Annotated in this window: 31 protein-coding genes; all 31 read right to left on the reverse strand. The window is 42.8% G+C overall.

The window, feature by feature from the left end; genetic code table 11:
- Positions 1–242: 242 nt before the first annotated feature.
- Positions 243–914, reverse strand: a complete 672-nt coding sequence (locus MKX68_RS02740) for a DUF3298 and DUF4163 domain-containing protein (RefSeq protein WP_340908879.1) — start codon at positions 912–914, stop codon at positions 243–245.
- Positions 914–1,426 carry an NUDIX domain-containing protein gene (locus MKX68_RS02745; RefSeq protein ID WP_340908881.1) on the reverse strand — a complete coding sequence of 171 codons (513 nt, stop codon included), beginning with the start codon at positions 1,424–1,426 and terminating at the stop codon, positions 914–916. The genes MKX68_RS02740 and MKX68_RS02745 overlap by 1 nt, the downstream gene beginning before the upstream one ends.
- 295 nt (positions 1,427–1,721) lie before the next feature.
- On the reverse strand, positions 1,722–2,384 hold the full coding sequence (locus tag MKX68_RS02750) for an HAD family hydrolase (RefSeq protein ID WP_340908882.1): 663 nt from the start codon (positions 2,382–2,384) through the stop codon (positions 1,722–1,724).
- Positions 2,371–2,832 (reverse strand): GNAT family N-acetyltransferase, encoded by a 462-nt coding sequence (locus MKX68_RS02755; protein ID WP_338592666.1) that lies wholly within the window; start codon positions 2,830–2,832, stop codon positions 2,371–2,373. The genes MKX68_RS02750 and MKX68_RS02755 overlap by 14 nt, the downstream gene beginning before the upstream one ends.
- A gap of 95 nt (positions 2,833–2,927) precedes the next feature.
- On the reverse strand, positions 2,928–3,098 hold the full coding sequence (locus tag MKX68_RS02760) for a YHYH domain-containing protein (RefSeq protein ID WP_094030640.1): 171 nt from the start codon (positions 3,096–3,098) through the stop codon (positions 2,928–2,930).
- 109 nt (positions 3,099–3,207) lie between these two features.
- The gene (locus MKX68_RS02765) at positions 3,208–3,984 is read right to left on the reverse strand and encodes a Cof-type HAD-IIB family hydrolase (RefSeq protein WP_338592656.1); all 777 of its coding nucleotides are present in this window, start codon (positions 3,982–3,984) and stop codon (positions 3,208–3,210) included.
- Positions 3,985–4,066: 82 nt separating this feature from the next.
- Positions 4,067–5,629, reverse strand: a complete 1,563-nt coding sequence (locus tag MKX68_RS02770) for a PH domain-containing protein (RefSeq protein ID WP_338592653.1) — start codon at positions 5,627–5,629, stop codon at positions 4,067–4,069.
- Positions 5,626–6,123: a PH domain-containing protein gene (locus MKX68_RS02775; protein ID WP_340908885.1), complete on the reverse strand. Its 498-nt coding sequence runs from the start codon at positions 6,121–6,123 to the stop codon at positions 5,626–5,628. Before MKX68_RS02775 ends, MKX68_RS02770 begins: the two co-directional genes overlap by 4 nt.
- A 132-nt stretch (positions 6,124–6,255) precedes the next feature.
- The gene (locus tag MKX68_RS02780; protein ID WP_340908887.1) at positions 6,256–6,816 is read right to left on the reverse strand and encodes a GNAT family N-acetyltransferase; all 561 of its coding nucleotides are present in this window, start codon (positions 6,814–6,816) and stop codon (positions 6,256–6,258) included.
- A gap of 27 nt (positions 6,817–6,843) precedes the next feature.
- Positions 6,844–7,266 carry a hypothetical protein gene (locus tag MKX68_RS02785; protein ID WP_340908889.1) on the reverse strand — a complete coding sequence of 141 codons (423 nt, stop codon included), beginning with the start codon at positions 7,264–7,266 and terminating at the stop codon, positions 6,844–6,846.
- 89 nt (positions 7,267–7,355) lie between these two features.
- A complete protein-coding gene (locus tag MKX68_RS02790; RefSeq protein ID WP_340908892.1) occupies positions 7,356–8,045 on the reverse strand; it encodes a zinc dependent phospholipase C family protein in 690 nt (229 codons plus the stop codon).
- Positions 8,046–8,179: 134 nt separating this feature from the next.
- Positions 8,180–8,959 carry a hypothetical protein gene (locus MKX68_RS02795; RefSeq protein WP_340908894.1) on the reverse strand — a complete coding sequence of 260 codons (780 nt, stop codon included), beginning with the start codon at positions 8,957–8,959 and terminating at the stop codon, positions 8,180–8,182.
- Between the two features lie 107 nt (positions 8,960–9,066).
- Positions 9,067–9,225 carry a hypothetical protein gene (locus MKX68_RS02800; RefSeq protein WP_162158967.1) on the reverse strand — a complete coding sequence of 53 codons (159 nt, stop codon included), beginning with the start codon at positions 9,223–9,225 and terminating at the stop codon, positions 9,067–9,069.
- Positions 9,226–9,403: 178 nt separating this feature from the next.
- Positions 9,404–9,733, reverse strand: coding sequence for an HIT domain-containing protein (locus tag MKX68_RS02805; RefSeq protein ID WP_340908896.1), 330 nt, complete (start codon positions 9,731–9,733; stop codon positions 9,404–9,406).
- Between the two features lie 20 nt (positions 9,734–9,753).
- Positions 9,754–10,194, reverse strand: coding sequence for an NUDIX hydrolase (locus MKX68_RS02810; protein ID WP_340908898.1), 441 nt, complete (start codon positions 10,192–10,194; stop codon positions 9,754–9,756).
- Between the two features lie 57 nt (positions 10,195–10,251).
- Positions 10,252–10,842 (reverse strand): HD domain-containing protein, encoded by a 591-nt coding sequence (locus MKX68_RS02815; RefSeq protein WP_340908900.1) that lies wholly within the window; start codon positions 10,840–10,842, stop codon positions 10,252–10,254.
- A 30-nt stretch (positions 10,843–10,872) separates the two neighbouring features.
- On the reverse strand, positions 10,873–11,712 hold the full coding sequence (locus MKX68_RS02820) for a GNAT family N-acetyltransferase (RefSeq protein WP_340908902.1): 840 nt from the start codon (positions 11,710–11,712) through the stop codon (positions 10,873–10,875).
- 174 nt (positions 11,713–11,886) lie between these two features.
- Positions 11,887–12,780 carry a PhzF family phenazine biosynthesis protein gene (locus MKX68_RS02825; RefSeq protein ID WP_340908904.1) on the reverse strand — a complete coding sequence of 298 codons (894 nt, stop codon included), beginning with the start codon at positions 12,778–12,780 and terminating at the stop codon, positions 11,887–11,889.
- The gene (locus MKX68_RS02830; RefSeq protein WP_340908905.1) at positions 12,773–13,438 is read right to left on the reverse strand and encodes a Type 1 glutamine amidotransferase-like domain-containing protein; all 666 of its coding nucleotides are present in this window, start codon (positions 13,436–13,438) and stop codon (positions 12,773–12,775) included. Before MKX68_RS02830 ends, MKX68_RS02825 begins: the two co-directional genes overlap by 8 nt.
- A 20-nt stretch (positions 13,439–13,458) precedes the next feature.
- A complete protein-coding gene (locus MKX68_RS02835) occupies positions 13,459–14,001 on the reverse strand; it encodes a GNAT family N-acetyltransferase (RefSeq protein WP_340908908.1) in 543 nt (180 codons plus the stop codon).
- A 27-nt stretch (positions 14,002–14,028) separates the two neighbouring features.
- A complete protein-coding gene (locus tag MKX68_RS02840) occupies positions 14,029–14,544 on the reverse strand; it encodes a nucleoside deaminase (protein ID WP_091033118.1) in 516 nt (171 codons plus the stop codon).
- A 92-nt stretch (positions 14,545–14,636) separates the two neighbouring features.
- Complete coding sequence (locus MKX68_RS02845; RefSeq protein WP_340908911.1) at positions 14,637–15,206, reverse strand: phosphoglycerate mutase family protein; 570 nt, start codon at positions 15,204–15,206, stop codon at positions 14,637–14,639.
- Between the two features lie 308 nt (positions 15,207–15,514).
- Positions 15,515–15,712 (reverse strand): NUDIX domain-containing protein, encoded by a 198-nt coding sequence (locus MKX68_RS02850; RefSeq protein WP_340908914.1) that lies wholly within the window; start codon positions 15,710–15,712, stop codon positions 15,515–15,517.
- Positions 15,713–15,932: 220 nt separating this feature from the next.
- Positions 15,933–16,772, reverse strand: a complete 840-nt coding sequence (locus MKX68_RS02855) for a hypothetical protein (RefSeq protein WP_340908916.1) — start codon at positions 16,770–16,772, stop codon at positions 15,933–15,935.
- A gap of 62 nt (positions 16,773–16,834) precedes the next feature.
- Positions 16,835–17,341, reverse strand: a complete 507-nt coding sequence (locus MKX68_RS02860; RefSeq protein ID WP_340908919.1) for a hypothetical protein — start codon at positions 17,339–17,341, stop codon at positions 16,835–16,837.
- Between the two features lie 274 nt (positions 17,342–17,615).
- Positions 17,616–17,963 carry a hypothetical protein gene (locus tag MKX68_RS02865; protein WP_340908921.1) on the reverse strand — a complete coding sequence of 116 codons (348 nt, stop codon included), beginning with the start codon at positions 17,961–17,963 and terminating at the stop codon, positions 17,616–17,618.
- Positions 17,964–17,968: 5 nt separating this feature from the next.
- The gene (locus tag MKX68_RS02870; protein ID WP_340908923.1) at positions 17,969–18,361 is read right to left on the reverse strand and encodes a hypothetical protein; all 393 of its coding nucleotides are present in this window, start codon (positions 18,359–18,361) and stop codon (positions 17,969–17,971) included.
- A gap of 438 nt (positions 18,362–18,799) precedes the next feature.
- Positions 18,800–19,300 (reverse strand): hypothetical protein, encoded by a 501-nt coding sequence (locus MKX68_RS02875; RefSeq protein ID WP_340908925.1) that lies wholly within the window; start codon positions 19,298–19,300, stop codon positions 18,800–18,802.
- A 25-nt stretch (positions 19,301–19,325) separates the two neighbouring features.
- Entirely contained in the window at positions 19,326–19,829 is a 504-nt protein-coding gene (locus tag MKX68_RS02880) for a DUF4188 domain-containing protein (RefSeq protein ID WP_340908928.1), read from the reverse strand.
- A 33-nt stretch (positions 19,830–19,862) separates the two neighbouring features.
- Positions 19,863–20,321, reverse strand: a complete 459-nt coding sequence (locus MKX68_RS02885; RefSeq protein WP_340908930.1) for a hypothetical protein — start codon at positions 20,319–20,321, stop codon at positions 19,863–19,865.
- A 133-nt stretch (positions 20,322–20,454) separates the two neighbouring features.
- A complete protein-coding gene (locus MKX68_RS02890) occupies positions 20,455–20,706 on the reverse strand; it encodes a hypothetical protein (RefSeq protein WP_340908932.1) in 252 nt (83 codons plus the stop codon).
- Positions 20,707–20,722: the final 16 nt, after the last annotated feature.

Here is a 20,722-nt window from a genome sequence, read left to right on the forward strand (position 1 = left end):
ACCGCCACTGTCCTATGCAAAATTAAACCGGTTCGCTCGTTCAGGCTGCCATAGCATTTACACTCTGCTACGGTCAGCCTGAATAAAGGATACGCTGAGCGTTAAGGTGTGATCCCGGAAATCAGAGTACCATTCTGATGCAGGGAAAATGTCAGATATTGTTGGATTTATTTCAAATGATTGTATAAATAGAAAAAGACATAACCTCATTGAACTGGATCATGCCTTTTATTGCAAAAACTCTATTGGTTGAATTTACTGAATGGGACTTTGATATCTACAAACCCTTTAGCGTAGGGTGCAACCTCATAAGGGTGGAATCGGATGATGATACCTTTGTCATATAAAAAGAATTCAGATGTTTGATCAAGCTGAAAATCATAAATATTTTCTTCAAAAATAGAAACTCCTGCATTATACATAGCTAATAGACTGTTGGAGATTGATTTCTCTACCTTCTCCATCTGAGTATCGTCTTTGACATACTCGCTTAGCTTCAGTTCTTTCCCCGTTCTTAAATCATAGTTATATGATTTTGTCGCATCCATTCCATGTGCTCCGCCAGTGTACACATGATCTTCATATACCACAGATAACTTTTCTTTTGCATTGTATTTTACACTGGCCATGGTAATGTAGAAATAATTTTTGTTTGATTTCTTTTCTTCTTTGTCCAGGCGAGCCGCTTTCACTGCGTGGATTTTAAATGTCTTGTTCAGTTTATCCGTCACAGATTTATTACCACCTGTTAGATGTATGTATGGCTGTCCTTTGTAATATTGGACCTTCGTTTTCACTGTAATCGTGCTGCCTGCCTCTACATGACTACTCGGAAGAATGATAGCAATCAGTACAGTGATCAACAGGTAATTTATCCATCTCAATTTTTTTCTTTCGATTCTATATTTCAACATTATCGATTAACCCCCTTTGGCTCAAATGATACCGTTTCCTGCATTCTGTTCCATATTACCTGTGGAGTGTTCTTTAGGTCTGTTCCGCTCTGAACGTTGCCAATCCAGATGTCTTCTGCTCCCGGGTGTTGTAAATAGTGCCTGAGCGTTGCTTTGATCAGAATAGACGAATGTAAGTCCAGCACCTCATCCAGCGGTATCCAGAATAACTCGCCTTCATCCGAGGGCACAAAATGTCGATGCGTGGTCTCTCCGAAATATACAAACTGCTGCCAAATCTCACCACCGTTAACTTCCAACAGAATATATCGAAGCCGAAAGTGTTCGACATCCTCTTGCTTGAACCCGGTCTCTTCTTCAATCTCCCGATAGCTGGCGGTCATGGGTGTGTTCAGTTCCCCTTGTTCCAGATGCCCGCCAATGCCACCCCAAAATTCAAAATCAAATAGTCTGCTGCCCGCCTTCTTCATCATCAGCATGTCTGAGCCATTGCTCAAAAACGCTGTAGCCATCTGTCTAATCTCCATATGTTCCTCGCTTTCCAAACTGGGATTGTAGTAGTCTTTATCTATTTAAACTGAACTAAAGAATATTTACACTAGCCACTCCGTTGACAGAACAACCTTCCGATCGCTGTTATCCCCAGATTTTTTGATTCCTTTCCTAAGGGGAAAAATCCGGGGATAAAGGCGAGGTGTATGCTTCCGAAGTAGCTTTCTTTCAGAAAGCTTTTAGCTCCGCTTCTTTAGGTTATTTCTGTCCTCTACGTTTTGTGTAAATGTTATATTCAATTTATATAACTGCCTTCTACAGCAATTCCTTTAGCTCACTTAGATGTTTAATCGTATGTAAAGGACCCGACGTAATGCTGTCTTGCCACGGCTGGTTGACCTTCATCCAGATGGTGCTCATGCCTACGCTTGCTGCTCCTTCAATATCGTTCACGGGATGATCGCCAATGTAGATGCATTGCTCTGGGCTTAGACCGAAATGATCAAGCGCAAGCTGAAATATGCGTGGGTCGGGCTTTTTGACTCCAGCCTCTTCTGAAACAATAATATGGTCGTAATCCTCCCGGATACCGAGTTGATCGATTTTCCCATACTGAATATCGGTCTGTCCATTGGTAATTAACCCGGTTCGATATTTCCCCCGCAGATGCTGAACCACTTCTCGCGCCTGTTCCATCAGAACTGAACTTCGCACATACTCTCTGCCATAGAACTCCATCAGTTCTGCATGTGGCGGATGCTCTGCCCAAGGCAGTTCATGCAGCAACTCGTTGAACAGAAAGGGTTTGTCCTTATAACCATCCTGGTCGAGTTCAATAATTCGTTTACTTATATCTTCAGTTGACTCAAGGTGACCAAAATAGGTCTTGATTAAACGCTGCGTGAAGCCGTCAAAGGTCATCGTTCTGTTCAGAATCGTATTATCCAAATCAAAAATAACCGCTTTAATATGATCCATCTTCCTTCTCCCCCAATTCCAGTACATGCGTTATCTTTTCCATACTCGTCACTTCTCTAAATCCCAAGTTGTGATAAAAAGATCCAGCAACCGGTTGATCCGTGTACAGAACCAGTCGAGCGTAATGATTTTCCGCTTTTTGAATAACCGCATCCATCAGCCTGCGCCCAACCCCATGTCTTCGAAATTCTCTCATCACATAAAGCCTGCGAATTCTTCCGGTATCCGTCATTTTAGAATAAGGATCTCTGTTCAGACCGCAGATCCCAACAACCTTATCGTGCATTCTGCATTCAAAAAGCGCTTCACCTTCTTGCTCAAATGTATTGATTCCTCTCTCATATTCATGGATTAATCGCTCGATATGTCTGAACCCCTCACTGGAGCTTTCAGCCAGCATCGGCACTAATTCGTCATGATTCCATACCGATATCTCCTGAATCCGCATGGTGTAACCGCCTCCAACATGTTAAATCAATGGTACACATGCAAACCCAACCATACATTGAACGTTGGCTGGGTTTATCTTGTAAAAGCTCATTCTCATTTTTTCTTTTTGTGATAGTGATAACCCGTGCACAGACCCTTTTGCTTGGATTTGGCTGAACAGTTATGTCCACCGTTCTTGTCCAGTCTGCCTGGATGAGCATAAGCGGAAGAGGATACACCAACAAGTACAACAAGAGACAGGATTACGATAACAACCTTTTTCATAAGTCACCCTTCGATCAACACCCTATGCTTTAGGGCTTAATACGTGCTATCTCATTCTACACGAAAATCCACAATTTGGATATAATTCATCTTTTTAGCCGATCCATCCTCATAAAATCTTAAATTGCTTCAATGCATGGGTGACTCCATCTTCACTTGCCCGCAGGGTGACATAATCGGCGCTTTTTTTAATTCGTTCTCCGCCATTTCCCATCGCAATTCCGATTCCCGCATACTCTAGCAGATCCACATCATTCTCCCCATCACCAAAGGCCATTGTATCCTCTCTGGATATCTTCAGGTAGTCGAGAACTCTCTCTGCGACTATGGATTTGCTGACTTCGCTCGCTTCCAGCACATTTACTACATACGGATGGAATCTCACGAATCGTAAAGAAGGAAATCTGGATTGGAACTTCTCCGTTTCCGCCTCATCCGCATATAAACAAATGCAATATACGTCCTGTTCCAACGTGCTGATTTTCTGCGGGAAATCCATGAGTCCAAGCGTATCACTTAAGGCTTCAGTAACACGACCATCTGCTGTACACAACCCGTTCGTCTCAAATGACTCTGTAAAATATGAAATACTGTGCCCATGCAACTCGGCAAACTCACTGAATGCTCTAACCATCTGTGCTGAAAGTACAGACTTATGTATCACTTCATCACCTGCTTTGATCAATGCCCCATTAGCCCAAATGATCGTATCGATTCCGAGATTTCTGAATTCTTCGCATAAATTATAGGGCCTGCCTGTGACGAGTACGACTTGAACGCCTTTACGAATCAACTCCCGGATCGACTCAGCTGTACGCGGTGATAAACTCCGATCTATTTCGCTCAGCAATGTACCGTCCACATCAAAGAACACAGCTTTAATCAAATTATTCTTCCTCCTCTGTCTTCAATTAAAAAGAGCAAGTACAGAATAACCTTGTTTGGTCTTCCTGCACTTGCTCTTACAATTAACGGGTCTGAACATCTTGGGTACGTCCCATGTACCATAATTGAAATGATTTCGCCGTATCCAGGGAAATGTCATGTGCCCAATGATGCAGTACTGGTTTGGCGCGGTTTACGGTATGAATGGAAGCCACACCGAACCAACGTTGTAACACATTACGAGTGATCTGCACTTCGATGACTTTCTCACGTTTGGAGATGAAGAGTGTTGAAGTAAGTGCACCGGTTCGAAGTTGGATGAAATTCTGATGCAGAATGTATCGGGTATGGAAAAAGTCCATCACTCTGCATGTTGCAATCCACACAAGCAGAATCGCGGAAATCATCAACCAGGCATGTTTCTGCCCAAACACCACTGGTTTGAAATACCACAATAAACCCGTGATCATGATCCATCCCCAGCTTGGTTTGAGCAGGCGCAGCCATAGTGATATTCGTGGAAGTTTTTCCATCTCTTGCGTAACCCGATAGGATGGCAGGATCTCCTCAATCAGGGTATAGGCTTGCTTCACAGGCAAGAAGGGATAGAGCGAGTTCACCTCCTGCTCGGATTCTCCCAGACTACCTGCAGTGGTCAGTTCTACTTCCGCCAGTCCAAGCAGCCTTTTCATCGGTGACTGAGTGATTTTCACGGCCTGAACGCGCTCTTTCAGGATTGAAAATGACGTTTGCTCCATCATGCCCTTCGAGATATAGATCCGCTTGGCATCCGAGGTGATCTGGAAATTGCCATACTTTACGAAGGTTCTGACTATGCCCAGAGCAATAGATATGATCAACAAAACCAAAATCATCAAACTGGCAATCCACCAGGAATCAAGCCAGGTTAATAATATACTTTCCGTTACTTCTTCATCGGGGAAGAAATCCTTCACCCAGGAATAGAGCGTAGCCAGGACCGGAATCAGTACGAGAAAACTAAGCGAGGTAAAGGATGCTTTGAATATGTCCTTGCGGGTAGAATGATAATGAACAATCCGTTCCTGTTTTTCTTTTGCAGGTAGAGACATGGCTTCATCAGTTATAACAGGGGCGGATTGCGTCTCTCCCTCTTCCATATCCTGAACTGCATCCAACGTATCACGTTCCTCTGTTGCTCCTACTGTTTCTGCATCTTCTGCCAGATAACCCGCTACAATCTTCTCCAACTGCTCCGCTTCGGAAAATGAAACAACGTGTAACTGGAAGGTAGCATCTTCTCCCTTGATTCCGGTCTCGAATCGAATCGACGTCACGCGGAACAACCGATGAAACAGCGTCGTATGTCGGTTCACGTTCTGGACCTTGGTATACGGTATCGTTCTTCGAGTACGGTTGAACACACCACTGTAGATGTGAAAGGCCTTATCGTCTGCTGTATAACGAGAAGTGAACCACTTCCAGATGATCGACACGATGCCGATGGAAATCCCTGCATAAAAGGCGATTCTTCCATAGAAGAGCCATTGGGACTCTGAGCCCTGACGGAAGACAAACAAAAACAGGATGATGGCGAACGAATTCTTCACCAGTTTCCACAGACTCCACAGCATGGTTAATGGATGATGTCGCTTCATATCGATCATTCATCCACCTCATTAATCCGCGCATAGGACGCAATCTGATGACGAAGTGCAAGCGCAACTTCCTCTGGCAAGGCGGCGATTTCATGTGATGAACCCATCGTGCCAACCGATACGGAATAGAGTCCATATTTTCGCATCAAAGGTCCCTGATTTGTTGTAACCGATTGCACTTTCGCCATGGGGATGATCTGGTGTACCTTGGTTAGCGCCCCACGCTTCAATTGCAGGAACTCCTCATTCACATCATAGTACCAATGCTTGTATAACCATGACGGCTGGATGAAAATATCCCACACCGCATATAGTACAGATATGGCCGTGACGCCCCACAAAATCCAACCAATCCACGTCTTCCATCCATAGATGGAGTCGAGTATTAACAGTACGGCAAGAATTAGAAAGCCTATCACATTCCATATGATGGCGCTAATTCTCCACAAGTTTACCGCATGAGGGGACAGCCGTTGCTCGGGTGTATTCCACTGGATTGACATATGTTCACTCCTTTTTTCCTCGGGTACATAAAAACACACATGGTACACTGTACGAACAATCGTTCACGATCGATGCAAAAAGATAAAGAGATGACCCCTATACAATACAGGTCGTCATCTCTTTTGTACGTTTCATTTTACTATAAAATCCTGTACTTCACACAGCCAAACCATATGGTCAGTTCCTTCGCCCCAGTAGTTCTTTGCCACGACATAGGGTTCACCGAATTTGCGTTGCCACTTCTTCTGTGCGATCTGGTAACCGCTATCCAGGCAGAATTGCTGAATTCCCAGCCGTTGCAGTTCAGTAACCAGTGCAAGAATGAGCGCCGAACCAATCCCCTGACCTTGAGCATCGGGCAACACGTAAAGGCTACCCAGTTCTCCGATATCGTTCAGCCGGCCCTCTGTACATTCTCGAATCTCCTCACCACACGGTCCATACGAGATTGTGCCTACAATAACATCTCCCATTTTGGCGACAAGGAAAAATACACTTGCTTTGATGTTGTTTTTTGCTTGCAATGCCTTGTGAATCATCGCTTCTTTGTGTGTTATTTCATCCTGAATATCATCCAGAAGCGAGCCTATTCCCTCCTGATCAAATGCTGCGGGAATGGTTGTTTCGAACACCTGATACACTCCATCTACATCTGACCATGTCAAAGGTTCAATGGTAATTTTGTCATCCACAGGTTCTTCTCCGTTCCATATACCTTCTTAATCTGTACGTCGCTGAATCAGTCTTCTTAGTTGATTCGAATCCTCAAGAGGAATGCTATATCCAGTATGCGAGTCTTCCTGGTTTACCAACAGGCCTTGCATCTTGGGATCCATTCCTAATGAAAAATCATACCGTGTTATCGAGCTGTCCGCATTTGTTATGCTCATGACGTACTCTGTACCATAATCAAGAATGCCCGGCAAACGCACAGCCTTATGTATGGCCTCCATCATGATCCGAATCTCGTCAGATCGATCAAACTTAACATCTTGGCATGGTTCCAAAGTGAGGTTTGGATTACACGTTAAGGTGATCAGTACAGGAAGCCCTTCTTTCGCGTTCGATTCATTCGGTTTGTTGCACCCTGCAATGAACGTGGCAATGACGACTATTAACAACACTCCTGCATATCTCACCATACTGCGTGCCCCCCTGACTTCGTGTTAAATAGACAAGTAATGAACAGAGAAGTAATAGATACAGTTTCTAATGACTCAACTGCACTAAACTATCTGTAGTCATATCCAGTTACTAACTCCGGATCCCATGAAGACAACAAAGCGATCAGTCGCTCTACGGTCTCTTCCACAAATAACTGAACTCTCTCACCCGTAATGAACTCAGGAGTAATTCCCGGTTCTTCCCCATTAAGAAAAGAAAACGTGTGATCCCGCCAGCGAACAATCTCATCCGCAGTTAAACGATCCGCCATGTCATAGCCTGATGAACCGTTAAGCACCTGCCACACTTCTTCACTCCAACTTGAGCCTTGATAGAGATTAAAATCGATCTGGTCCGTCTCCTGGTAATATAAACGCGACAGTTCATCCTTCGATCTACTAATGCCTGTATGTTGATCTACCTTGTTGACCCGTTCGACGAATTCAGGATGCACACTCCGGAACCAGTAATAGTCTGTCAGCACATGCATAAAGTATCCTCGCACAAACCACTTCCATCCTTCATCGGTAAGTTGTTGCATATAGAATGAATAAAGATCCTTCAGTTCACCAACGTAATCTCCATTATCTTTTGGGTTAAAATGGGTGTATTCCTTATCCTCTCTAGTTGTGCCTTCACGCATATGTATGGAATCCGGGGCGATGTTCCCCAGATAGAATGAACCTTGTGCAGCCTGCATTTGCAGCGAGTCTGCAATTCGATTAGCGATATTGAGATGAACCATAGGTAACGGCATAGAGTTGATCTCCTTTTTGTCGGCAAGTATTCTACCATACTTAGAAAAAATGATATAACCTACTGCTGCAACGTACAGATCGCTTAAATAGTGAGACTCCGTTATGCTAGTCCTTTTTCATCGTAATTGCGTAATTAACCCTGTGTTCTCTCCAATTGCATTCGGTCAAACAGCTGCTCCAGATCCATATGGTACTCCGGGTGCTCCTTCACAAGCAGACTAATGTATTCCGACCCACACTCATAGAATACCAGACGATTAAACGGAGCTGTATCTCCAAAATGATTGCTTTCCTGTCCAAATTTTGCCCGAATCAGATTCTCAATATAACGCGCGTAACCCTCGTTCCACTCCAACCAGCTCCAGTACTCGGCTTGCTCTTCATTTAATGAAGTGAACAACGCCTTTCTAGCCGTGTGTACTAGTGTCAGGTCTTTACTCTTCAAAGCAGTCAACAATGAGTTAATCCGCTCCACAACAATTTCATCTTCATACGGAAATTCATAATCCAGTTCCCATGTCACGCGCTTCAGTTCGTCCATTTTATGCTTAATCTTGAGACGGTTGACGATCCGTTCATCATATTTCTCATATACATAACAATGAACATATTCGTGGAACAGATAAACTTTCTGCTCCAGATCTTTGAACGCTGTATCCGTTACGATCGCACACATTCGTCCGTTCATATGATGCACCGGCATAGCGGCAAGGCATTCATCTGGAATATATAAATCGTCCGGAACCGTTTTCACCCACTCATATTGCCGCGTTTTGGACGAATAATCATAGATATATAATAAAGCTTCATAGGCTACAACCACTGGATAATGTTCTGCAAACAAAGGATGTAGGCTGACCAAGTCTTTCTGAAGCTCGTTTAACTCGTTAATTTGCTCTAAAAAAGCATCCATGTCATGAACCTCTCTTTACTGGAATGATGCGTTAATCATACTAGATTAGTAAAGATAAAACACTGAGAGAAAAATGATAATCCTGTTCGAATGTGATCTGGTGAACGTTAGAACCGCTCTCCGCGTTTCTCATACAGGTAGATATCCAGTGCCTGAATCCCACGCCGGGCCAGCTTAATAAACAGGATCAGTGCATACACACCCAGTCCGTATAACAGCACATTAATTAACATTGCAAATATCGTAACTATAGAACCAACCATCATTATTATTCTTCCTCCTAATGAACCTATTAAAATATCACTCCCTATTCTAGCATATTTTCCCTTAGTTAACTTTTTTGGTGGATGTAAAAGTCATTCGGTGTGCTTAGTGGTTCAAAACAAAAAAACTTCCACATCCGTATGTGAACGGTGGAAGTTTGTTAATCCGGTATACAGTTTCCTAAGTTCGTTCACCACTGACTATATGCCAATGCTGATGCTTCGAGTCTTGATAACTGCCCAAGTTAGTTACAATCTTCGATGAGCCTGTCTGAGCTAACAAGTCAGCAACTACTTTTTTAATGACCTGCATCATTTCTAAGAGCAGCTCATCATTATTCTCTTCCTCTTCTGAAATGAAGGATTGAATATGAATCTTGGGAATTACAACAATGTGATGCTTGTAGTATGGCCGAGTGTGATGATAAGCCATAACGTTATTTGTTTCCATGACAACTTTGACTTGCGTTTTACCACTCAGTACCTCATCACAATAGAAGTCCTGTGTCATAATACTCCTCCTTCTTACTATTAAGTTCTGATATATCCTGCCTTCTTCAACACATATTCCGTAAACGGATTGATCTCAGGGATCGGCTGATTCAGATCAAAATATTGGAGTTCCAGCCCTTCATCATCCATAATGGTTGGGCTGCCCTTGATACCTGCAGCTTCATAAACAGCCATGACGTTGTAAACTTCATCACCATGTGGATACTGATAGTACATGTCCTCACCTGAAAAAATGCTAATGAGTTTATACGATTCCGCTCTCAGTCCGGCCTCTTCATACAATTCCCGCGCAGCTGTTTCCTCCAAAGACTCCCCGGGTTCCATTGATCCCCCAAGTGTCCCCCAATCCAAGCTATCTGTACGTTTTTGTAGCAACAGGTGACCTTCCTCGTTGAAAACGAGTACACATGAGCCCGCCATAATTAGAGGACGCGGGCCCACCAGTTTTCTTAGCTCCATGATATATCCCATCCATGCTTCTCCCCCATCTTCAAAGTGCATACGTGAAACGTACCCTTATGATTTGGTCAAGATTCCCTGATCCACGGATTTCTGAATAAGCTGCTGCGCATACTCCCACAATGTTTCGGAACCGTTTGCAATTTCACGGTTTCTGTTTAACACCTGTTCACTTGTAATGTTATATTTCTGCCACGTATCTCCCTCATTCTGATGATTGTGGATAAGAGGCTGCAACCGATCGAGAGATGAGGCAAATTGTGCTTCAGGCGTCTGCTTTGCTTCAAACTCTAACCATAACTGGAGTAGTTCTTCCGCCTGTTCCTTAGGCAATATACCAAACAGTCGATAAGCTGCTTTGAGTTCACGATCATATTTATCCGTGTGTCCCACCGTATCATAAGCGAACGTATCTCCGGCATCAATCTCGACCAGATCATGAACGAGAAGCATCTTAATGACTTTGAGGATATCCACATTCTTGTTGGCATGACTCTGCAAAACCAAGGCCATCATCGCCAGATGCCAAGAATGCTCCGCATCATTTTCAAGTCTCTCACCGTGCATAATTCTCGTCTTTCGTTCAATCGTTTTGAGTTTATCAATCTCAATGAGAAATTGAATCTGATCCTCTAATGATTCGCTCACTGCACATCCTCCTTCATATCCCATACCTATCTACGTGGATAGATCATACCAGTAAACTCTATAGTTAAAATCCAGTGACATGCCAACACCCTGTGCCAGACGAATTGAGCCCGCATTGTCCGGTGAACAATCCCAATACGGATGTATACCTACACGACCGCATTCTTCTACAAAAGCTTTTGCCACCATCGCACCATAATTTCTTCTTCGGTAGAGTTCAACCGTTTCAATATCAACCGCATGTGTCTGATTCGCAATAAATGCCGACAAGCAAACACTCGCGATATCATCGTTTTGCACTGCAATATAGCCAAAGCCATGCTGTAAAAAATCATCTATTGTTGTCCAGAAATGTGTGATTTTTTCCTTCAGAAAAGGAAAATTGTTATATCTTTTCTCTCCTGATAGTACTTCATCTATCCTGAGAATTCTGACTTCCTCGTCCTGAGAAGCACATCTGTCGATAGGAACTTGATGACTTATCGGATCTGGATTCAATTTGAGTACATGCTGAATGTCACTGGATATCTCTCTTTTCCCTGAGATGTGCTGAAGAATATCTTCCCAGGACTCGTCCACCACACCAATTTCAACGGCATGCATATGTAAGTTCAATAACTCAGGTTCAATACTTTCCCGCATGAACTCTTTCAATTCATGCAGAAAGGGTTCACTTCGAGCGTCTCCGATCAACTGAAAACCAGATTGTCCATGTATCCAAATTAGTGCTGCAGTGATATTCTCTTCATCATCGACATAGATCCGTCCCGGATTCAAGCCAGACGCCACCGCCTTGACTTCAATATTCTGACACGAGTCCGTGAGATGTTTTACTTTGTGGAAATCATGCTTATTAATCTCGGTAATCATAGGTTCATTCCTCCCGAATTCAAAACAAAGCTCTAAAGTGTGTGGAAGCTTGATTCCGAACCCCATTGTTTCCAGAAATATTTTACTGCCTCTTACAGCACGTCCAGCTTCTGCCGAATATCAAAAATTTGCAACATGTTAATCTCCCTTCACGCTTTTTGCTTTCGTATATGTTCAGCTGTCCAATTCAACGTTCAGTTCACGCACAAAAACAGCTGTTCCCTTGATTCTGACATCCATATCCTCACCATCCCGAATCACACTCACTTGAACCTTTCCATCTCTTCCCATCTCATGCCCTTGTTCTATCACAAACTGTACCTCATCGATCTCCGGTTTCACATAAGTTAAATAATAAGCACCCATCACCCCGGAGGCTGTTCCAGTCACTGGATCTTCCGTCGTACCAGAGTATGGTGATGAAAAATGTCTGACATGCATCATCGCATCGAAATCACGGGTTTCGAAACAAAAGGGATGCAGGGAAGCTTTGGGATTCTCAATTAAAATTCCTGGGAACAGGGAAGAATCCGGTTTCATTTTCATAAAGGAGTTCAGTTCACGAATCGGGATTAATAACGTCCAGGCTCCTGTACTTCCATAAACGATTGGCGTAGAAAGGTCGACATCATCCAGAGTTAGGTTTATGGCGCTTACCAGCTTCTCGATATCCCCCTGGAATGGTATAAACTGCGGCTGATCCTGTTTCATTTCCATGTAAATGGTGTCGGCATTGCACTCAAATCGTATGGGTAATGTACCTACATTGGTTTCAATCGTGATTAGCTCTTTGTCACTCAACATCCCACGCGTCTTCAAACCATACAGTGATGCCATTGTGGCATGACCACACAGATTAATCTCATGGCCCGGCGTAAAATAACGTAATCTGACGTCAGCTACTTCAGAATTCAACACAAATACTGTCTCATTAAAACCAACCTTATAAGCGATCTGCTGCATCTCCGTCTCACTGAAATGATCAGCATCAAAAACCACTCCCGCCGGGTTACCTTGACCGGGAACGGTAGAGAAAGCATCATAATGATAGACCGTAATATTACTCATCAACAGACCCACTCTCTCTGTAATCTACGAGACTCACATTTCCATATAACTCTACGCTTTCACCATCAATTACAAGCCCGCCACCATCTTGGCACACATAAACAGCCGTACGATTAACACGGGTATACTCTCTTAATGAATTCAGGGTATCTTCCGAACCGTCCCAATGCGGTGCAAACTCAAAATCAACGAGTCCCAGTGCTTGCATATCTTTCAGATCTACATTGTTTTCATCAGCATCTTCCCCATATCCCGCTATATCTATGGTAGGTGTAGTCAGAATACTTCCTGCGCTGACCCCGATCAGAATGCCGCCACTCTTCACATAGGAACGCAGCAAACCAAGCACATTTCTCTTCTGTAATAAACTTAGAAAATAAAACGTATTTCCGCCGGATAGATGAATCGCATCACATTCGAAAATAGAGCCAAATGTGCTCTCCTCATACTCCAGATCAAGATCATAATATTGCAGGTTATCTATTCCTATTTGATTATAATAACGTTTAGTATGTTCATAATATTTCCGCTCCGGGTCAGAGCACGAAGGGATATATCCGATGGAAGGCTGTTCACTGTTGAATAAGCTTCGTATTCTCTGATTCAATTTATCATTAGACTCGAAGAGCAAATCACTTAACAGAACCAACGTAGTCATCTGACTTCCTCCCGTACCTATTAGACTTGCTTAAACTCTCTATCCAAAATCGAGAAAAAATACTGGTCTGTCCACTGATTGTTCCACCATAGTTCTTCCTGGTAGACGGCCTCCCGTGTCATACCCAAATGCTGCATCAGTGCTGCTGAGCGAACGTTTTGTGAATTACACATGCCGACGACCTTATGAGCTTGTAACTCTTGAAACGCAAATTGTAACAAAAGACGTGTAGCCTCGCTCCCATATCCGTTGCCTGCGTATTCTGAAAGCACACCGTATCCAAGCTCCCAGCTTTTTCGGTAATCCACATAACTCCACATCTGAACGATACCAATGGGTGTATCTTCCGGATCATTCAAGCGGCGTATAACAAAATCATAGGCATACGGTTTATCATCTGCGACAGCAAAATGACTTCGATATTTCTCACGGACCTTTTCATCATCCGTTTCAACAGTTTCCTCAAAGCTCCATATGTTTGCGTCACATTCAAGTTGACATATGAAGTCGAGGTCCTGCTCTGTGACCGTTGTTATTCTTACCTTCTCTCCCACGAATTCCATGTGTATTCATCCCCTTTATAAAAAAGATCATTGCTTCGGAATCTCCCACTCTGTATTAAGCAAACCTCTACCAATATTCCATTTGGCGAGCAATGCTCTCTGTTTATTTTCCAGATCAAGGTATGGTGCTGCAACACAGGATAGCGTGTCGAACATATGGATAAAATGAGGCCCTTCCTTGAAACGTCGAAGCCCGCCATATTCTTCATCATCTGCTGCCCATACAATCTTCTTAATCCCCGACATTAATATGGTGCATGAACACATGGGACAAGGCTCACAGGTAGTATAAAGCGTCAAGTCTTTCTTCTTCGAGAATTTCTTCTTCTCTACATCCAGCAAATGTTTTCCTGCCCGACGAATGGCATCCACCTCAGCATGTGCGGTGGGGTCGCAATCCGAGAAGACTCGGTTCCGGCCTTTACTCACGACAATCCCATCCACATCCACGATTATCGCACCAATCGGATACGTTCCTTCAGTAAATGATTGTTCTGCTTCTTCCAGAGCCAAAGTTAGATACTCATAATCCGATAACTTCATTGAAAATCCCCCTAAGTGCAGTTATAGTCGCTTATAAAGCAGATCCTTGTCTAATGTGTAGTAAAAGAGATTGTCGGGATCTCCTTTAAAAGTTAAAAGTTCTTGATCGTGTACTGCCCTGCTTCACCAAGAAAATCACTTTTGGTTAACCCTTCTTCTCCGAGTACCATCCTGTAGTTCGATATCGTACCATCATGGGAAATGATAAACGTATTGCCGCTCTGTTGCCTGCACCATTCAAGAAGCTGCTCAGCTAATATCTTGAATCGACGTGCATCCATCTGATTAATACTCTCTTCCCAACAATCCAATCCTAACTCAACCATTTTTAAGTCAGTATACTGATGGCTGAGTTCTTCCTTGGAGTAGGTCTGATCGCAGACGAAAGGTACAAACTCTGGATTCTGAGGAAACATTCTTGGGCCAACCAGCGGGCTTAAGAACACAAGATTTTTGTTAGGGATCAGAAGTTGTGCTGTTTCAATAGTACGTTTTGTTGGACTGACCAAAATGACGTCTTCAGGTGCAAAAACCATTTGTTTTCGCAACGCTATGACCTGACTTTTTCCCAATTCAGTGAGACCAGGATGCAGGCAATTTAATTGGTTTGGGTAATCCATCAAGTGTTCGCCATGACCATGACGAATAAATGTAATGTCCATAGGCACCTATTCCTCTATTTCTGAATGAAGTGTTTGATGCCTTTTGCATCAAGAAGGTTACTCAGTTCCTTTTTCAAAAACACAGGATAGACTTCCATTCGCTCCAGTTCGTCCAAGGAAAACCATCGGAAGATTAACTTACCGTTATCCTCTAGACCTTTGAATTCTATTTCACTATAAAGCTTATGGGCTTCCGGCAATGTGATGACATAATAAAAACCAACTTCATGATACTTCAGGCCATCATATTCAAAGAAATCTTCACTAACATATGCGAGCCTTTGCGCTTCTACATGAACACCCAGTTCCTACATCATCTCTCGCACAATAGCCGCTTCTGTTGTTTCGTTCAATTCCACCCGCCCTCCGGGCAGATTCCAGAAATCATCCTGTTCAGTCGTATGCAAAAGAACTCTTCCCGCATCCATAACAATACCTGCCACACGGAAGTTGAATTTGTTGTTATTTTGTTCATACGATATATTATTGTTATCTGCAGTGGTCATCTCGCTGACCATCCATCAGCAAATCCGTCCATGAATCCCATGATGAATGAGGGAATAATGAGTACGAGCAATAAAATTAAACTGGCTATGCCCCATCTAAGAATTACTTTCCATTTGCTTCGAACACCTATAATAATTAAGATTGCGGTTGTTGCAATTAAGGCTACTTCATAAAATGTCATCAAACTGTCCTCCGGTATGTATTCGTATTTCATTAAGGTTAGTCCAGAATCTTTTCTAGCTTGTGCCTACAAGCCTCGCGGTCATAATCCGAATTATCCAGCCATACCTTATCCATCTGAAGTAACCCATAGATTTCGGACTCCAGCTTCTTTCTTTCCTGCAAAACCTGTACCGTACCTTTAACACCCTGATAACCCTGTGCCTGCCCCAAACCCTGGTTCGTATAATAATTAATGAATCCCTCTGACCATTCTTTTGGTCTTTCACTAACTGCCTTATCAAAGGTATAGGATATATCCTTCTGGTCGATATAGATGAGAAGTGGATTCAGAGCATGAATGATACGACCCAGTTCCAATACATACTGCACGTTCTGCTCTTTGGGTTGATTGCATTTTACGAGACCCATGGTTAGTGGATTCTGGATAAAACAACACTCAAATATCGTGATGCAATCATCATTCGTGTTTAACACGTTTTGGGCGAAATCTTGCCACTTCTCGGTGATCAGTTTAACATTTTGTTCAAAAGGAATTTCGTAAATATCTCGGCTGAAAATATCCTGTAGAAGGTGATCGGGAAGCTCTATTCCCCATTGTTCTTTCATCTTACGGTATGGAATTAGGAAACCTTGATCATGGGCAGTCGCATTGCTTTCCAGAATCTCTCTGTAATCTTCATGCGTTTTCAATAAAGCTTCGAAGTCTCCAGCATAATAAAAAGATACGCCCTCGTAATCAGCAGGGTGATCCAGGTTGCCTTCTTGAAATAGTTGTACCTCCTTGCCTCTTCCCTTTAAAATTTCGGATACCATTTGGGCAACCGTTGACTTGCCTGAACCCGGTAATCCTTCAATCAGTATTAATCGCCTTGTCATCATTACATCATCCTTTAGTTTGTGTGAAGATATGGATCTTCCATGTGTCAGACACTAGGTTATTAATCGATATCTGCAATAACCCATTGCGCAGAATCGCCATCTTCTTTCTTTTTCCAAAACACCATGGTATTGCTATACTCTTCGTTGTTCTCATTTAACTCGTTAACTATCACCACTGCCTGATAGAGTTTCCTTTGCTCCTGTATAGTTATGTCACTCATGGAAGTAACCTTGAGAACTTTGTATCTTCCCATGCCTGATATAGGAGATTTAGGATCAATCAAACTCATATATGCTTTTTCATCCTCTTCGTATAAATAACGCATACGGGCATTCATAAGTTTGACGATTTCCAATTTGTCCCCTGTATAGTTTGTTTCATCGAGATACTCTGGTGGGATGTCTTCATTCTCTTGGGATGTCGATATTTCTTCATCCTGTTGTGCCTCTTTTTCTGTGACACTTCGTGCCGAGGAATCTATCGATTGTGCATCTTCAGTGTATTCCTGGTTCTGACAGGCCACCAGAAGTAGAAATAATAATGAAATTACAGTTAACTTTTTCATCATCAACACTCCATTTAATCATGAATAACACTCCCCTAATAAAGATCTTCAATGCCTTTTATTTAAATAGAGACATCCTATGTATGTAAAATTTTCTCTCAAGGTACATCATAACCCATAATGTGGAATTTGCGAATAAACGAAGTAAAACATCTCTGTTTCTAGCGCTTTTCACGCAAAAACCACGCTTCTCTGCAAGAGTTACATCATGCAAAGCGCGTGGTTATCAGTAGAACCTTATTCTAAATTTTGTAACTGTCAACAATCAATCTAGCTATCTATTAAATAGCATATTCATTATGCCGACCGCTTCAATCTGGATCTCTTTTTCTTCATGATCAGAGAAAAGGTAACTATATGTTGAAAAGATCCCCATATGCTGTATATGTCCACCTTTAACATGAAGATTCCTTCCCTCACCATCGATTTTCTGCACAAACGTCCTGCCTTCATTCACATTATACGAAGAATGGATGTTATGTTCAGTTGCGAGCCATGCAACAAAATCTTCTTCGTTTGGATTGGTCATTACTAGAATAACGAACAGAACAACAAGCACAACAATTCCCGCTCTTAGTCCCGCGCCCCTCTTGCTACCATGCTGCGTGTTCTCACGCTCCATACCATTCACCCCGTTTCTTTAACCGATATTTCTATGTTCTTCGCCAAAACCCAACCACTCAATCCATAGGAGGATGAGATCACCATGTACTTGTATTTCTCTTCTATTAGCCGAGTTTGTAATTCCTCATAGGAAACATAACTGACAGGCCAACCGTAGCCCTTCCCCAACTCTAACAACTCTCGATTATGAGGGATAAAATGCTCTACGTCCCACTCATCGAGATCCAAAATAATACTGCCATGCAGCGGTGTATCAAACGCATGGGCCATTACACCAGAGAATAAGACATCCATATTTTTCGGCACATCATGACTCGAACGAGTACACATCCTTATCCTTTCGTTCTCTAAATCGACTTCGTAGCTTAATATGATGTTGTCATGCAAACTTGGCATAGTACCTCTCCTTCCAGTGTGCACATATATCAAACACCGTAATATTGTTTATAGTCTGAGACCCATTCCGCTTTGGAAAAATCAACAAAATCATACGGCTCGCACTATTTAAGGTAAAGCAACTCCTCATGGGCCTGCCCCCCGTCCATTTTTTCCAGATAAAATAAAGTCTGACTGACTTTCGGTTCTCAATCTCCTGTTTCAATAGTTCTCGGATCGGCTCTCGATGGATGTCATCAGGCTCCAATCCGTATAACTGTAGCAGTTCTTCCTCGTTCATACTTGTTCTCCTTACCTACTTGAGAAATTTAACTCTTCCGCTTTTTTCCTGCTATCCATTCTAGCATAAAAATAAAAAGCGATGATGTGCAGCCAATGTTCTCAGACATGATAAAAAGACTACTCACTCATGAGTAGCCCCTATGCATTCATATAACCTTACTCAATCTCCAGATACATCTCCTGATCTTGCAGGATTATCTCATTCATGTGTGCAATAGCTGCTTGTGCCACAGTCTGATATGCAGCATATAATGCCTCTGTTCTCTGGAGCAAGATCGGGTCCTTCTCCAGATCCGTTGGCAGTACCTCACGCCACACTTCATCCACTCTGTTTTTGTCCGTGATCAGACTTTCTATCTGGTCCAGTACAGTTACCATTTCATCTAAATGAAAAAAGTGCATCCCTTTTTTAATTCCATTCCAACTCTTGATCTCAATGATGTTATATGCCGAAAACCAATAAAATTCTGCCAGACTCTTCGTGTGATTATGATAGGAATAGAACAGAAATAAAGCTTGTTGCCCTTCGTGTAACTGTCGGTATATCTCTGTTTTGGCTGCCATATCTCTGCCCCGTACAGAAACAAGCATCGGTTCAATACACAACCAGCTAAGCTGATTTGAATGTACATCTTCTGGTCGAAGTTTAGCCTTCATAACACGCTCCTCTCTATTCACCACTTTAAGGATTCTCTGGTGCTTTCACTGCCGGGTCACTCTCTCCGCCCATTCTGCGTCTGGATGTCTCCATTTTCCCTGTCGAAGGCACATGGTCAGACGCTTTAGCTAATCCGAATTTGGGCATGTTGGCGTATATGCTCTCAAAGGAACCTGACTGAGCCTTGTATGTCTCATGATAAATTCCTACTGTTCCGTCAGTACCAATGGATCTGTTGAATCTTTTCCAAGCTTCCAAGTGTAATCCGCCCCGTGCGTATTTCTCCAACTCATCGTAAGAGCGCCAGTATTGGAGTAGCGTCACCCCACGCCAGCTTATAAAATACTCTGTACTCAGAAATCCGGTCTCCGGATTCATATACAGTTCTTTAATCATCGGGCCCATGGACTTTAAGACAGGCAGCCATTTATGTATAGCCCACAGACGATTGATCCTCATTCCGATGATAAAAACAACAAATTCTCCCTCAATCTGTGCTGAGTACCTTCCCTTATGTATGTTCGCCATGTCACTCCTCCTTCTCGTCAAAAACATTCGATTTCATCGGATCTGGACGACCCTTCCTATCCGCTCATAGGCATCCAGTGGGAAATCAAAACTCCACCGTTTGTGATATTCCTCCAGTCCCATTTCCTTCAATTTGCTTAGCTCTCTGTAGAACAGCTTGGTCAACTTGACTAGGGTTAATTCCTCCGACATAAGTAATCGCCCCTCTGTAACGGCTTTCGGACTAAAATTATCACTCATCTCATACACCATGAATTGAACGATTAGCTGTGAACGTTTCTTGATCCAGAAGCGATATTCTCCAGGTTCGGTCTGCATGGTCATGGTTACCTCCGTGGCTCCGTTGTGCAATGCAACGAATTGACGTGCTATCTCATCAACCGCATCCGACAAAAAAGAAACTGGGATCTCAATTTGTTCTCCCTGATTGGGTTTAACCAGGATATCAAGCCAGCCATGCGGTTCAAGCGTCATAACAATGTCCATAGCCATCCTAAATCCTCCTTTATGTGATTCTCTGATGCAAAAATAACTGGAGACCATACCTTTCATTACATATACTTTCTAATTTAGAATTAGGTGAATTTGGGATAGTAGACGTCCTTTTAATTTGTGTCCAAGTCCCTTATAGTCCTGTTTGTTTATCAGCCATTAAAACTCTTACAATGCTGGTCGCGTTGTTGAATTTCATTTTGTTATTCTTCTGTTGATAGTCCCACCCACGTTTTATTGCATATTGAATAAGGTTGGATATCAGTTTAGGTTCATACACAAATATATCCCATGTATCTTCCCAAGCCACATCAAACTCTACAAATGTAGATTTAAATGTATTTGAATAGATCCGAATAACAATATCGTATGCTTGCTCATCCACAACGTACAGGAAAAGT

It is taken from the genome of Paenibacillus sp. FSL M8-0212, assembly GCF_038004645.1.
In the GTDB taxonomy this organism is placed as follows: Bacteria; Bacillota; Bacilli; order Paenibacillales; family Paenibacillaceae; genus Paenibacillus.

Coding starts and splice junctions, on each gene's coding strand:
- MKX68_RS02740 (WP_340908879.1), bottom strand. CDS start 914: ATGTTGAAATATAGAATCGAAAGAAAAAAATTGAGATGGATAAATTAC.
- MKX68_RS02745 (WP_340908881.1), bottom strand. CDS start 1,426: ATGGCTACAGCGTTTTTGAGCAATGGCTCAGACATGCTGATGATGAAG.
- MKX68_RS02750 (WP_340908882.1), bottom strand. CDS start 2,384: ATGGATCATATTAAAGCGGTTATTTTTGATTTGGATAATACGATTCTG.
- MKX68_RS02755 (WP_338592666.1), bottom strand. CDS start 2,832: ATGCGGATTCAGGAGATATCGGTATGGAATCATGACGAATTAGTGCCG.
- MKX68_RS02760 (WP_094030640.1), bottom strand. CDS start 3,098: ATGAAAAAGGTTGTTATCGTAATCCTGTCTCTTGTTGTACTTGTTGGT.
- MKX68_RS02770 (WP_338592653.1), bottom strand. CDS start 5,629: ATGATCGATATGAAGCGACATCATCCATTAACCATGCTGTGGAGTCTG.
- MKX68_RS02775 (WP_340908885.1), bottom strand. CDS start 6,123: ATGTCAATCCAGTGGAATACACCCGAGCAACGGCTGTCCCCTCATGCG.
- MKX68_RS02785 (WP_340908889.1), bottom strand. CDS start 7,266: ATGGTGAGATATGCAGGAGTGTTGTTAATAGTCGTCATTGCCACGTTC.
- MKX68_RS02790 (WP_340908892.1), bottom strand. CDS start 8,045: ATGCCGTTACCTATGGTTCATCTCAATATCGCTAATCGAATTGCAGAC.
- MKX68_RS02795 (WP_340908894.1), bottom strand. CDS start 8,959: ATGGATGCTTTTTTAGAGCAAATTAACGAGTTAAACGAGCTTCAGAAA.
- MKX68_RS02800 (WP_162158967.1), bottom strand. CDS start 9,225: ATGATGGTTGGTTCTATAGTTACGATATTTGCAATGTTAATTAATGTG.
- MKX68_RS02805 (WP_340908896.1), bottom strand. CDS start 9,733: ATGACACAGGACTTCTATTGTGATGAGGTACTGAGTGGTAAAACGCAA.
- MKX68_RS02810 (WP_340908898.1), bottom strand. CDS start 10,194: ATGGAGCTAAGAAAACTGGTGGGCCCGCGTCCTCTAATTATGGCGGGC.
- MKX68_RS02820 (WP_340908902.1), bottom strand. CDS start 11,712: ATGATTACCGAGATTAATAAGCATGATTTCCACAAAGTAAAACATCTC.
- MKX68_RS02825 (WP_340908904.1), bottom strand. CDS start 12,780: ATGAGTAATATTACGGTCTATCATTATGATGCTTTCTCTACCGTTCCC.
- MKX68_RS02830 (WP_340908905.1), bottom strand. CDS start 13,438: ATGACTACGTTGGTTCTGTTAAGTGATTTGCTCTTCGAGTCTAATGAT.
- MKX68_RS02835 (WP_340908908.1), bottom strand. CDS start 14,001: ATGGAATTCGTGGGAGAGAAGGTAAGAATAACAACGGTCACAGAGCAG.
- MKX68_RS02840 (WP_091033118.1), bottom strand. CDS start 14,544: ATGAAGTTATCGGATTATGAGTATCTAACTTTGGCTCTGGAAGAAGCA.
- MKX68_RS02845 (WP_340908911.1), bottom strand. CDS start 15,206: ATGGACATTACATTTATTCGTCATGGTCATGGCGAACACTTGATGGAT.
- MKX68_RS02850 (WP_340908914.1), bottom strand. CDS start 15,712: ATGACCACTGCAGATAACAATAATATATCGTATGAACAAAATAACAAC.
- MKX68_RS02855 (WP_340908916.1), bottom strand. CDS start 16,772: ATGACAAGGCGATTAATACTGATTGAAGGATTACCGGGTTCAGGCAAG.
- MKX68_RS02860 (WP_340908919.1), bottom strand. CDS start 17,341: ATGAAAAAGTTAACTGTAATTTCATTATTATTTCTACTTCTGGTGGCC.
- MKX68_RS02865 (WP_340908921.1), bottom strand. CDS start 17,963: ATGGAGCGTGAGAACACGCAGCATGGTAGCAAGAGGGGCGCGGGACTA.
- MKX68_RS02870 (WP_340908923.1), bottom strand. CDS start 18,361: ATGCCAAGTTTGCATGACAACATCATATTAAGCTACGAAGTCGATTTA.
- MKX68_RS02875 (WP_340908925.1), bottom strand. CDS start 19,300: ATGAAGGCTAAACTTCGACCAGAAGATGTACATTCAAATCAGCTTAGC.
- MKX68_RS02880 (WP_340908928.1), bottom strand. CDS start 19,829: ATGGCGAACATACATAAGGGAAGGTACTCAGCACAGATTGAGGGAGAA.
- MKX68_RS02885 (WP_340908930.1), bottom strand. CDS start 20,321: ATGGCTATGGACATTGTTATGACGCTTGAACCGCATGGCTGGCTTGAT.